The 12,211-nt window shown below is 66.2% G+C and carries 12 protein-coding genes and 1 pseudogene; 6 read left to right on the top strand and 7 right to left on the bottom strand.

Annotated elements, in window-relative coordinates; all coding sequences use genetic code 11:
- Positions 1–10 precede the first annotated feature (10 nt).
- Positions 11–910 carry a LysR family transcriptional regulator gene (locus AX750_RS19900; RefSeq protein WP_066716121.1) on the bottom strand — a complete coding sequence of 300 codons (900 nt, stop codon included), beginning with the start codon at positions 908–910 and terminating at the stop codon, positions 11–13.
- 231 nt (positions 911–1,141) lie between these two features.
- Between AX750_RS19900 and AX750_RS19895 the strand changes: the two genes are divergently transcribed.
- Complete coding sequence (locus tag AX750_RS19895; protein WP_245282472.1) at positions 1,142–1,495, top strand: Atu4866 domain-containing protein; 354 nt, start codon at positions 1,142–1,144, stop codon at positions 1,493–1,495.
- A 686-nt stretch (positions 1,496–2,181) separates the two neighbouring features.
- Positions 2,182–2,802: a hypothetical protein gene (locus tag AX750_RS26250; RefSeq protein WP_156446399.1), complete on the top strand. Its 621-nt coding sequence runs from the start codon at positions 2,182–2,184 to the stop codon at positions 2,800–2,802.
- Here AX750_RS26250 and AX750_RS19890 read toward each other — a convergent pair.
- On the bottom strand, positions 2,694–3,110 hold the full coding sequence (locus AX750_RS19890; RefSeq protein ID WP_066716122.1) for a RidA family protein: 417 nt from the start codon (positions 3,108–3,110) through the stop codon (positions 2,694–2,696). The genes AX750_RS26250 and AX750_RS19890 overlap by 109 nt on opposite strands.
- 132 nt (positions 3,111–3,242) lie before the next feature.
- Between AX750_RS19890 and AX750_RS19885 the strand changes: the two genes are divergently transcribed.
- Positions 3,243–4,139, top strand: coding sequence for a LysR family transcriptional regulator (locus AX750_RS19885; protein ID WP_066716125.1), 897 nt, complete (start codon positions 3,243–3,245; stop codon positions 4,137–4,139).
- A 91-nt stretch (positions 4,140–4,230) separates the two neighbouring features.
- On the top strand, positions 4,231–4,587 hold the full coding sequence (locus AX750_RS19880) for an ethanolamine utilization protein (protein ID WP_066716127.1): 357 nt from the start codon (positions 4,231–4,233) through the stop codon (positions 4,585–4,587).
- Between the two features lie 99 nt (positions 4,588–4,686).
- Here AX750_RS19880 and AX750_RS25690 read toward each other — a convergent pair.
- The 5 genes and pseudogenes from AX750_RS25690 to AX750_RS19860 all read right to left on the bottom strand — a co-directional run.
- Positions 4,687–4,953 (bottom strand): annotated as a pseudogene (locus tag AX750_RS25690) (aldehyde dehydrogenase family protein); the annotation flags it as partial.
- A gap of 124 nt (positions 4,954–5,077) precedes the next feature.
- Positions 5,078–6,427: an LLM class flavin-dependent oxidoreductase gene (locus AX750_RS19875; protein WP_066716129.1), complete on the bottom strand. Its 1,350-nt coding sequence runs from the start codon at positions 6,425–6,427 to the stop codon at positions 5,078–5,080.
- Between the two features lie 26 nt (positions 6,428–6,453).
- On the bottom strand, positions 6,454–7,200 hold the full coding sequence (locus AX750_RS19870; RefSeq protein WP_245282471.1) for an ABC transporter ATP-binding protein: 747 nt from the start codon (positions 7,198–7,200) through the stop codon (positions 6,454–6,456).
- Positions 7,197–8,027 carry an ABC transporter permease gene (locus AX750_RS19865; RefSeq protein ID WP_245282470.1) on the bottom strand — a complete coding sequence of 277 codons (831 nt, stop codon included), beginning with the start codon at positions 8,025–8,027 and terminating at the stop codon, positions 7,197–7,199. The genes AX750_RS19870 and AX750_RS19865 overlap by 4 nt, the downstream gene beginning before the upstream one ends.
- A 68-nt stretch (positions 8,028–8,095) precedes the next feature.
- The gene (locus tag AX750_RS19860; protein WP_245282469.1) at positions 8,096–8,983 is read right to left on the bottom strand and encodes a PhnD/SsuA/transferrin family substrate-binding protein; all 888 of its coding nucleotides are present in this window, start codon (positions 8,981–8,983) and stop codon (positions 8,096–8,098) included.
- Positions 8,984–9,669: 686 nt separating this feature from the next.
- Between AX750_RS19860 and AX750_RS19855 the strand changes: the two genes are divergently transcribed.
- Positions 9,670–10,602, top strand: a complete 933-nt coding sequence (locus AX750_RS19855; RefSeq protein ID WP_066716161.1) for a sulfurtransferase — start codon at positions 9,670–9,672, stop codon at positions 10,600–10,602.
- A gap of 21 nt (positions 10,603–10,623) precedes the next feature.
- A complete protein-coding gene (locus tag AX750_RS19850; protein ID WP_245282468.1) occupies positions 10,624–11,892 on the top strand; it encodes a YeeE/YedE family protein in 1,269 nt (422 codons plus the stop codon).
- Positions 11,893–12,211 lie beyond the last annotated feature (319 nt).

The following is a 12,211-nucleotide window of genomic DNA, read 5'->3' as shown; positions in this document are numbered from 1 at the left end:
GCTTAATTGCTTATCGCGAATGTTTCATGCGCTGGACATGCTCGACCAGCGCGCGCAGCTTGGGTGCGAGGTTCCGCCGGCTGGGATAGTAGAGATAGAACCCAGCGAAGGGCGGGAAGTAGTCGGTCAGGATCGGAACGAGTTCGCCACGCTCCACCAACGGGGCGAAGGTCTCCTCCATGCCGAAGGTGATGCCGACGCCGGCGGTGGCGAGCTTGATCATCAGCCCCATGTCGTTGGTTGTGATCTCCGGCGCGACCGCGATGTCAAACTCCCTGCCGTTCTCACCAAACTCCCAGCGGTAGGGCGCGGCCTTCGGCGCGGGGCGCCAGCCGATGCAGCGATGCGCCACGAGCTCGCGTGGATGCTGCGGGGCGCCGAAGCGCTCCAGATAGGACGGAGCGCAGACGGCGGTCTGGCGCTGCTCGCCCGAGACGGGCACCGCGACCATGTCCTGCTCGATTACCTCTCCGAGCCGCACACCCGCATCGAAACCCTCGGCGACGATGTCGAATTCCTCGTCGGTCACGGTGACGTCGAGCTGGATCTCCGGATAGGCCTCGGCGAAACCGCCGAGGAACGGGCCTGCGAGGAACCGCTCGGCGATCGAGGTAACGGCCAGCCGCAACTGCCCGCGCGGACGTCCCTCTAGGCTCCCGACGAGTTCGACCGCCGAGCGCATCTCCGCAATGGCCGGCGCGATCGAGGTAACGAGGCGCTCACCGGCCTCGGTCAGACCGACGCTGCGCGTCGTCCGCCTGACGAGCGCGACCCCCAGCATCTCCTCAAGCCGGCGGACAGTCTGACTGACGGCCGAGCGCGTCACGCCCAGCCGGTCGGCGGCGGCGCGAAAATTCCTTTCCTCCGCAACAAGCGCGAAGACGGCGAGCGCGTTCAAGTCCGGGATCATTGGTTAGCCAGACTTTCCAAGTTGTCGTTGCCAGGGCGGCTTATCGGGACAATGCCGCGTGGCTAAATCGATGCCAAGCCCGAACGATCGGCCCGATGAGGATGCACGACGGGGTTCCCACCGATCGACGCGCTAAACATCCCGCCGAGACGCTGCCAACGGGCGGGGTGCTGGCGCCCGAAGGCCCGTCCGCAGCCACGCGCTGCGGCTCACAGACCATAGGAAATGGCCATGCAGAACCTTCGACTTCTCGCTCTGTCCCTCGTCGCCGGCACCACGCTGATGGCGATCGAAGAGGCCAGAACTCAGACCACAGGATCAGCCATGACGCGCACGCCGCCTGCCCAGTCCCACCCCTATGTCGGCATGTGGGTCACGCCCGATGGCCATATCCGGCACGAGCTGCTGCCGAACGGCCGCTATGACGAGGCGCGTGGTTCGCGCGAGAGCGCCTATCGCGGCCGCTACGAGGTGCGTGGCAACCACATAGACTACTGGGACGACACCGGTTTCACGGCCGATGGCGAGTTCGTCGATGAGAACACACTGCACCATGGCGGCATGGTGTTCCGGAGGGTCCGGTGACCCGACCATAAGGCCGTCGACCGCGCGGCTGGCAGGTCCCGACGTCCTAACCTCACCCTCCAACTCAAGAAAGGACAAACGGTATGTCAGGTTCCGGTATCGATCGAAGGATCGAGTCCGTCTCCTCTGCAACGCTGGAGTCGACGTCGCCGCGGATCCCACGACAGTGCTGGCGCAATCCCAGCCGCCAGTCGCCGCCAGGTCGCAGCCATTCACCGCCCGGCTGACGGCCAATGGACGCTTTGCCATACGGAAGGCGGATGCGCGGACCACGCCGCTCGACGGGTTGCGCGAGCCAGAAATCTCGATGTCCCAGCCGAGGATTCCAATGACGGCGACGTTGGGGCGGTCGTCGCCGATCCACTGATGAATCGAGAACCGTTCGAACGAAGCGAAGGCCCTTCAACACTCTGTGGTGAACGCGATGGGTCCGGAGCGTGGCAGGCGACGTCGATATGCTGTCATCACCCGCGAAATCCAGCGGAAGCGTTCCGACGACGCGCGTGTCGAAGGCCCTGAGCCAGAGCGTTGCCCGAGAACACATGACCTGATCTTGCGCGGCACGCTCCCCGTTTTTCCTGAGGAAGGGTGTCGCCGATACGACCGGCGACGACATCGCCGCGACGGGCGTCGCGACGCGCACGCTCTGGCGGCGCTTCCGATCCAAGGAAAGCGCCGTCGAGCCATTGTTTGCCCAGTCGTCGCTGCGCTTCGCCGCGATCCTCCGACGGAGGCCCCGGCACCTCTCAATCAAGGAGCTGTTCGCCGCGAACCTCGGTCCAGACAAGCAGGCCGCTGAAGAAAGCGCGGATGACATCCTCGTCGTCAGGCTCCTTGCCACGCTGCCTGAAGAGTCGGCCTTGCGAAGCAATTGGCAGGTGTCCTGCCAGATCAGCGAAGAGCATCTGATCGAGGTGATCGCTGAGCGCCTGGGTCGATCACGTTGCGCGTTCGAGGTGCGGCTGTGCGCGGCGACCGTGACGGCCGCCATCAGGATCGTCGACGAGACCGTCAGCCTGGCGGCGGTCAAGCATGGGCTGAAGACGACGACGGCCGAGGTGAACGCCGATCTGGCGCAAGCCATCCGCAAGGCCAGCCCCTCCCCTTCTGCAATCCGGTTGCTCCACGGAGTTGGCCGACCAGCGGCGGCGAGTGAGCCGAAACTCAAGCTCGCCACGCAACAGGCGCCTTCACAGGATCAACCAAACTGTTCAGCTGGTGCTTTTTCGGGAATGCGGGCAATCGCCTTGATCTCGAAGTCGAACCCCGCGAGCCAGTTCACGCCGATCGCGGTCCATGTCGGATAGGGCGGATCGCCGATTTCCTCGGCGCGAACGGCAAGCATCCTGTCGAACTGCGTCTGCGGATCGGTGTGAAACGAGGTGACGTCGATCACGTCGTCGAACGTCGCGCCCGCGGCGGCCAGCACGGCGCGCAGATTGGCGAAGGCCCGCCGGACCTGATCCTCGTAGACGGGCTCGGGCGTTCCGTCCTCGCGGCTGCCCACCTGACCGGAGACGAAGAGAAGATCGCCGGACCGGATCGCGGCCGAATATTGATGGAGATCATAGAGCGCGTGCCGGTCAGCGGGAAAAATGGCGTCGCGTTTGATCATGTCGGTTCCTCTCATCGTTCGCGAAGGCAAGCGGCCAATCCGCGGCTTCGCTCTCACCGACATCAGATGGCGTGCCGCGATTGATCCGATTAGCCGTTGCATTCGGCACGGGCTGATGCACATTCGCCAGCAATGACGCGGCCCATGCTCAACGATCTGCACGCGTTCGTCACGGTCGCGACCCGTCGCAGTTTTCGCCGCGCGGCGGATGATCTCGGCGCTGCCCCCTCCACCTTGAGCCATGCGATGCGCGCGCTCGAAAAACGCCTGGGCGTGCGCCTGCTCAATCGCACGACGCGCAGCGTCTCGCCGACGGAAGCTGGCCTCGAACTGCTCGAGCGTCTCAGGCCGGCGCTCACGGGTCTGGACGAGGCACTCGACGCGGTTCAGGCTTTCCGCGGCACGATCAGCGGCACGGTCAGAATCAATGCGCCGCGGCTGGCGGCGACGCTCCTGATCCGCGACATCCTGCCGGTGATGTCCGAGCGTTATCCCGATGTCGTCATTGACTTGGTCGTTGAAGGCAAGCTGATCGACATCGTGGCGGCAGGGTTCGATGCCGGCGTGCGTCTGTTCGATTCCATACCGAAGGACATGATCGCCGTCCCCTTCGCCGATCCGGTCAGCTTCATCTGCGTCGCGTCTCCTGCCTATCTCGAGCGCTTCGGCGAGCCGCAAACGCCCGATGATCTCAAGCGCCATCGCTGCATCGGCCATCGCGTTCCCAGCGGCAAGCTCCACCGCTGGGAGTTCGAGCGAGCGGGACGAGCGATGACACTCGATCTCAACGGTTCGGTCGTTCTCGACGACGAGGAACTGATGGTCGACGCCGCTATCAACGGGCTCGGCATCGCCTATGTCGCAAGTCCGGCGGCCGAAGCAGCCCTACGGGATGGCCGACTACGCCGGAACCTGCCGGAATGGACGCCGGCCTCGGACCATATCGGGGTGTATTACCCCGGTCATCGCGCCGTTCCCCCGGCTTTGCGTGCCTTCCTCGATGTCGTGAAGACGAAGCGAGCTGACTAGCAGCCGCCTGGGGAATCGCAGGCGACGCCTGCCTGTTCATGCTCACATAGCCGGTTTGGCTTTGGCTACATCAGCTGCCAGGGAGGCTTCAGTGAAACTCAGAAAGCTCACCTTCGGTGAGGCGAAGATGGAGGCCACGCCCGGCGTCGAAGGCGAGATATTGGCAGGCAATCTGGTGGATGAGCGTCATGGTGGGCCGGTTACGGTCGGCTACGGCCGTTGGGGCGCCCACTCGATTCTCGAGCAGGTCATGGCGGTCGACGACATCATGATCGTCCTATCAGGGCGCCTATCGGTATCGAGCCCATCGGGGGCTCTCGAGATCGGCCCGGGCGAAATCGCTTACATGCCCAAAGGCGAACGGGTAACGATCCGCGCCTACGAGCAGGAAGCCATCACGGCGTATGTCACGTTTCCACATTGGCGCGAGGCGGAAGCTCAGCGCTGAACTCCGCGGACGGGCCGTCTCGGCGACGGTCGGTGAACTCCTGCGTTGGATTGCCGACTGATGTGGTTGCCCGTGGCGGGCGCTTGTCGATCTGTATGATCGCCGCATCAGGATCATCTTTTCCTGCGTCATGTCGCGCATCGTGAACGGGATGCCGCCGGTGCCGTAGCCCGACTCGCGCCGCCCCGCGAAGGGCATCCAGTCCGTCCGGAAGGTCGTCGGATCGTTGATCATCACCGCGGAGGCGTCGAGACGGTTGGCGGCGCGCAGGGCGATGTCGATGTCCTTCGCGACGATTCTGGCCTGGAAGGCGACCGGCAGCGCATTGGCCCGCGCGATCGCCTCGTCGAGTTCGCGATAGGGCCAGCTTTGCGTAGACCCTGCAGTTACGCCGCACCCGGGACCGTCTCAACGACCTGCCCCAAAGCCGCTCGCGCATGATGCAGCCCGAGACGTGGCAGTGATCTCAGGCTGCACCTGATTCGAGCCGTCAGGCCGAGCGCTGGAGTGGTTGCGCGGGGTCGAAGCGGCTCGGGACGGGATCCAGTCCAAGCCGGCCGCGCAATGTGCCGTCCTCGTACTCGCTGCGGAAGAGGCCGCGCTTGCGCAGCAGCGGAACGACCTCGCTTGTGAAGAGGTCAAACTGGGCAGGCAGGATCGGCGGCATCACGTTGAAGCCGTCAGCCGCACCGGAGGCAAACCAGTCCGCGATGACGTCGGCGATCTGCTCGGGCGTGCCGGTCGCCGTGAAGTGGCCCCGGGCACCGGCGAGGCTGTGCAGCAGGCGCCGCAGTGTCGGGCGCTCGCGTGCCACCAGCGCGGTGATCGCCTGCGACCGGCTGCGCGAGGCCTCCACCTGCGACGGATCGGGAAAATCATCGGGCGACAGCACCTGATCGAGCTTCAGATGCGAGAAGTCATGACCGCCGAAGCGGTTGGATAGCCGCGCCAGGCCGACGCTCGGATGGGAGAGCTCGTTCAGCTCGTCCCTGACGCGCTGTGCCTCCGTCTCGGTCGAGCCGATCGCAGCGCTGATGCCCGGCAGGATCAGGATCTGGTCCGCCCGTCGGCCGAGTGCCCGAGCCTGCGTCTTGATGTCGTCGTAAAAGCCGATGGCGCTCTCCTTCTGGAGGTGCGCAGTGAAGATCGCCTCGGCGTAGCGGGCGGCGAAGGCGCGGCCGTCGGTCGAGGCACCTGCCTGGACGAAGACGGGCCTGCCCTGCGGCGAGCGCGGCACGTTCAGCGCCCCGGCGACCTTGAAGAAGGCGCCGCGATGCTCGGCGCGGCCGATCCGGCCGGCCTCGGCATAGATGCCGCTGGCGCGGTCGTCGCGGATCGCGTCGGGCGCCCAGCTGTCCCAGAGCTTCGAGACGGCTTCGACGAATTCGTTGGCGCGGGCATAGCGCTGGTCAATGCCGCTCTGGCGATCCTGGCCGAAATTCGCAGCCGCCCCCGGCGCCCAGGATGTCACGATGTTCCAGCCCACGCGACCGCCGCTGAGATGGTCGAGCGTCGCGAACTGGCGGGCCAGATTGTAGGGCTCGCTATAGGTGGTCGAGGCGGTCGCGATCAGCCCGATCCGGTCGGTCAATGCTGCCAGCGCGCCGAGCAGCGTCAGCGGTTCCAGCTCGCCGCGGGCCGAATGGGCCAGATCCTCGCCGAGCACGACATGGTCGGCAAAGAAGATCGAATCCAGCTTGGCCGCCTCGGCCGCCAGCGCCAGCTCCTGATAGTAGCGCAGATCGGTCAGCGCGCGCGGCGTCGAGCCGGCATGGCGCCATGCCGCCTCATGATGGCCGCGGCCGTTGATAAAAAGGTTGAGATGCAGTTGGCGTGTCATGGCGATGACCTTCCCGGCAAACGAAATCAGATGGCGTCGGCGACGCCGAGCGCCGCCAGCAGATCGGCCCGCAGCGCGTCGAAACCGGCGTCTTTGCCGCGCGGATGAGCGAGGTCGACAGGCCGATCGACGATGATGCGGCCCTCGTCCATGACCAGGACGCGATCGGCGAGCTTGATCGCCTCGTCGACGTCGTGGGTGACGAGCAGGACGGTGGGCTGGCGCTCACGGATCAGCCTGAACAGCAATTCGTGCATGCGAATGCGTGTGAGTGCATCGAGCGCGCCGAAGGGCTCGTCGGCGAGAAGCAGAACGGGCTCGCGAACCAGCGAGCGCGCCAGCGCCACGCGCTGCTGTTCGCCGCCCGAAAGTGCATTGGGCCAGGCCTCCTCGCGACCGGCGAGCCCGACATTGGCAAGCGCCCGGCGACCGCGCGCCTCGGCATCGCTTGTACGCAGGCCGAAGACGACATTGGCGAGCACGCTCTTCCAGGGCAGCAGGCGCGAATCCTGGAACAGCACGGAGCGATCTGCCGGAACGTCGATCGTGCCCTCCCCGACAACGCCGTCGTCGAGCCCCGCCAGGGCGCGCAGGAGTGTGCTCTTGCCCGAGCCGCTCTTGCCGATCAGCGCGACGAATTCGCCGGGGGCGAAGTCGAGCGAGACATCGGCAAGGACGGTCCGGCCGCCGAAGCTCCGGCTGACTCCGCGCAGGCTCACCGCCGGGGCCAAAGCTTCGCCACGCGGATCGTAGGGATGCAAGGGCGCCGTCACGACGCGAGCGCCCTGCGGTAGGAGAGCGCCCGGCGCTCGAAGAAGCGGACGGCGAAGTCAGAGCCGAGGCCGAGCACGGCGTAGATCGCCAGGCCCACCACGATGATGTCGGTCTGGCCGTAGTCGCGGGCCCGGTTCATCAGGTAGCCGATGCCTTCGCTCGTATTGATCTGCTCCAGCACGACGAGCGCCGTCCAGCAGGTCGTGACGGCGAGCCGCAGCCCGGTGAAGAAGCCCGGCAGCGCGCCCGGCAGCGCCACCTCGCGCAGAAAGGCGCCGCGACCGAGCCCGACGCTGCAGGCCGGTTCGACGTGGCGGATGTCGATGCCCCGCAGCGCCGCATGGGTGTTGATGTAGACCGGCACCAGCACGCTCGAGGCGATCAGCGCGATCTTCATGGTCTCGCCGATGCCGAGCCAGAGGATCGCGAGCGGGATCAGCGCCAGCGTCGGCACGGCCCGCTTGATCTGAACGAGGCCGTCGATGGAGGCCTCGCCGACCTGGCTGAGACCGGCGGCCAGCGCCAGGACGAGCCCGAGCGTGACGCCGATGAACAGCCCCAGATAGGCCCGCTGGGCCGATGCGAGGAAATGGTCGGCGAGCGCTCCAGAGCGCAGCAATTCGTACCCCGTCACCAAAGCCGTCGACGGCGCCGCCAGGAAGCGCGGCGAAATCCAGCCGAGAAGCGAGGCGAGTTCCCAGATGCAGACGAAGGCCACGGGTCCGAAAAGGATGGCGCCGCGCGGGAGGCGCCCCGGCGCCAGCGTCGGCGCCTGGCGCGGCGCAGCCCGGCCGGCGGCCGGAGCGGGAGGCGTTCTTGTGGACACCTCTGGCTGATACAAAAGCGTTTCGACGGCCCAGCCGGGATACACCATGGCTTGTCCTCTCAGTGCTCTCAGTGCGTGGCAGCAGCGATGACCGCGTCGAAACGCAGGTCGAACTGGGCCCGCGCATCGAGGCGTCGCGGCAGATCCCCGGCGTCGTAGATGACGTCGATCAGCGCCTGCTGGACCGGGATCAGGCTGGAGAGAGACGGAAACGCGTGCTGTCCCTCGGACTCGACGATCCGGCGCGCATCCTCCGGCTTCAGTCTCTGGCGACGGACATAGTAGGCGTCCACCCAGGCGCCGGGCTGCTGCTGCGACCAGCGGCTCGCGCTGATCCAGGCGAGGACGAACTCCCGGATCGCCGCCGCCTTGGCGGGATCGTCGAGCGCCTTCTGACTTGCGTAGAGATAAGTCAGGCTCTTCGGCAGCCGGTCGTTCTGCGCCTTCGGAAGGGCGCTGGCGCCACGATCGGCGAAGTCGGCGAGATAGCGCGAGAAATGCGGCTCATTGAGCGCGGCGACATCGACCTGCCCGGACCGGACGGCGTCGGGGAAGTCCGCCGCGCGCAGTGGCACGAGTTTGACGTCCTTACGCGTCAGCCCGGCGAGCTTCAGCGCGTTGAGCACGAAGGGCTGCCGACCGGTGCCTTCGCCATAGGCGATGCTCTTGCCTCGGAGTTCTTCAAGGCTGTCGACCTTGAGTCCCGGCCGGACAGCGAGAAAGTAGTCCGTTTCCGATGAGGTCCGCGCCGCAACGATCGGAATGCGCTCGCCGGCGGCATGGGCCTGGATCGGCGGGGTGTTGCCCACGGTCGCAAGGTCGAGTGCACCCGCCCGGAAGGCTTCGAGGATGGCAGGGCCACCGAGGAAATTCGCGTAGGTCACCGTGCTGGAGAGCTTCGCCTGCTCCCCGGAGGCCTGTATCAGTGTCTGCAAAGCCTCGTTCTGGTCCGCCACAACAAGCTTCGTGCCCGGTGGGACCGTCGTCGGCAGAGATGGCGAGGCGAAGGCTGATCGCGACGGTGTGGAGACCAGGGGCAGCGCTACGGTTAGCCCGAGCGCCCTCGCAAGGACCTGCCGGCGGCTGGTCGCTTTGTCGTAGGGGGGCGTTCTGTGAGTCATGACACGTCCTCGCGCAGTCTTGGCCGGCGGCGTCAGATGCCCATCGCCACCCTGCCCTTCAGTCTGCGGGAGTCGTTCGTTATGTCAAACAAACGTTCTTTTTAATATACAATCCTGAAACGAAGATCCTTCTCGATCTGCTCTTTGGAACGGACGATCCCGTCTCAGATCGCGCCCGCGTCCTCAAGCTGCCATGCCCCGCCCGATCATGTTCGGCGCTTCAGGCTAGCGTTGGCAGGCAAGCGGCTGCATCTGATGCGGTTACCGCGCCCGCGCCGAATGCCCGAGAGAGCCTGGAGCGCCGCCGAACCCGGCCAATGTGACTGAAGCCGGTCAAGTCAAACTCTCAAAAGGAAAACCTCTGCGGAGCGGCGAACCGGCGCGATAATCTTCCACCAAACGACACAACAAAAAAATCCCATACGGCTTTCTTCTTCGCGTTAGGCCGCAAATCATCTGGGTCCCTTTTACGCCCGTTCGAGCGTCATACTGACTTGCTCGACAACAAGGAGCCCGATGCAATGTCAGCCCTCGCTCGTCTTCGCGAAACTCTCGTGGCGGTCGCGACGACCGTTCTCGCCACGACCGCCTTCGCCCAGTCGGACGCGCTGGTCACCACCGATTGGCTCGAGAAGAACCTCGACAATCCCAAGGTGCGGATCGTCGAGGTCAGCGTCGAACCCGGTCTGTTCGAGCGCGGCCATATCCCCGGCGCGCAGAACATTGTCTGGCATACCGACCTCGTCGACACGGTCGAGCGCGACATCGCCAAGCCGGAGAAGTTCCAGGCGCTGGCCCGCAAGCTGGGTGTCGACAACGACGTCACGGTGGTCCTCTACGGCGACAGCAACAACTGGTTTGCCGCCTGGGGCGCTTGGGTGTTCGACATCTACGGCCTGCGCGACAACGTGAAGCTGCTCGATGGCGGCCGCAAGAAGTGGGAGCTGGAGAAGCGCCCGGTCTCGACCAACCCGGTTGCGCCCAAGGCCTCGACCTTCACGGTCGCCGAGCCCAACCGCAAGCTGCGCGCGCGCCTCGTCGATGTCGTCAGCGTGGTCGAGAAGAAGACGGATGCGCGCATCCTCGACATCCGCTCGCCCGACGAGTTCTCGGGCAAGATCATCGCGCCGGCCGGCTTCCAGGAACTCGCGCTTCGCGCCGGCCACATCCCCGGCTCGGTCAACGTGCCCTGGGCTCGCGCGGTCAACCAGGCCGACGGCACGCTGAAGTCGCCCGAGGAGCTCAAGAAGCTCTATGCCGAAGTCGGCATCGACGGCTCCAAGCCGATCATCACCACCTGCCGCATCGGCGAGCGCTCGAGCCACACCTGGTTCATCCTCTCGCGCGTGCTGGGCTACCAGGTCGCGAACTATGACGGCTCCTGGACCGAATACGGCAACGTCGTCGGCCTGCCGATCAACAACCCGGCCGGTACGGTCTGGGGCGGCAAGTAAAACCGTCGCGAGCCCGGCATCATGGGACTGTCCGACGACACCGGCGCGCTCGATTACGATCGGGCGCGCCTGGCGGCTACCGCCGGGGGGGCGCCCGCCGCCGTAGCTTCACCCGCTCCGGAGGTCATGGCGCGCTTCGCGCCGGCAGCTGCCGTGGCCCTGGCGCTCGCCATCGCCATCCATCTCATCGGCGTCCATGGCGAGCCGGCGACGCAACTCCAGCTCTCGCTGATCCTGGGAGCGGCCTTCGGCTTCGTGCTGCAGCGCTCCCGTTTCTGCTTCCTCTGCATCTGGCGTGACTGGCTGGACCGGCGCGATCCGCGCGGTCTGCTCGGCATACTGACGGCCCTCGCCGTCGGGATCACCGGCTACACGCTCGTCTTCGGCGCCTGGCTTCCCGACCCGAGCGGCACGCGCCTGCCTCCGACCGCCCATATCGGCCCGGTGAGCGTTGCGCTCGTTCTGGCTGGCCTCGCCTTCGGCGCCGGCATGGCCATCTCCGGCTCCTGCATCAGCGCCCATCTCTACCGGCTCGGCGAAGGATCGCCGACCTCGCCTTTCGCCCTGATCGGCGCCGTGGGTGGCTTCATCCTCGGCTTCCTCAGCTGGAACGACCTCTATCTCTCGATCATCGCCGGGTCGCCCGTGCTCTGGCTGCCGCGCCATCTCGGCTATGGCGGAAGCCTGCTCGCGAGCCTCGCCATCCTCGGCAGTCTGGCTTGGCTTCTCATCCGAGTAGGGCGGACGCCACCCGCCGCCCCGGCCCCGACACAGGAGCCTTTTGCTGCGGTGTTCACCCGGCGCTGGCCAACCTGGATCGGCGGACTCTTCGTCGGGCTGATCGGGATAGCCGCCTATCTAAGGCTGTCGCCACTCGGGGTCACGGCCGAGATCGGTTCACGCTCGCGGCAGCTGGCCGCCGGCTTCGACTGGCTGCCCTCGCGGCTGGAGGGGCTCGACAGCTTTCGAGGCTGTGCGACGGTCATTCGCGACGCGCTGCTGACGCCGAACGGCCTCTTCATCGCGGGCATCGTCATCGCTGCTTTCGCAGCCGCGCTCGCAGCCGGCGAGTTCAAGCCGGCGCGACCGACACGCGGCCAGGCGCTGCGCGGTCTTCTCGGCGGGGTCCTGCTCGGCTGGGGCACGGTGATCGGGCTGGGATGCACGGTCGGCACTCTGCTCTCCGGCATCTCGGCAGGCGCGGTCTCCGGCTGGGTCTTCGCAGCCGCGCTACTCGCCGGCACGGCGGCAACGATCACACTCGGCCGAAGGCTCGGCTGGCTCGCCTGATGCGGATCGACGGGAATGGCCCGCGTGGGGCCCGTCCATGAGAGAGATGTTCCTCAGAGGCGGCAAAGTTCGAAAGGCGCTTCCATTGACCGAAAGAAGGGGATTCGGGAAAAGAAGAGTGCTGTTCAGGGGCAAAACCGGTCGGCTTCGCGCAAAACCGGATTTGTCATGCGGCTGCTCCTGACCTTTCACGCGAAGGCGGGCGGTGGTGATGCCGACGGCGCCGGCGACCCGGAAGCGGCGGCGCTCCGCTCTGCCCGATGTCCATCCTGAGCCGGCCGCACTGACGCGCGGATCCTCCCCTTCCCGAATTTCCAGA

This window comes from Methylobacterium sp. CCH7-A2 (assembly GCF_001557075.1).
Classification (GTDB): Bacteria; Pseudomonadota; Alphaproteobacteria; order Rhizobiales; family Beijerinckiaceae; genus Allobosea; species Allobosea massiliensis.
This window is presented reverse-complemented; position numbering and strand designations above follow the sequence as displayed.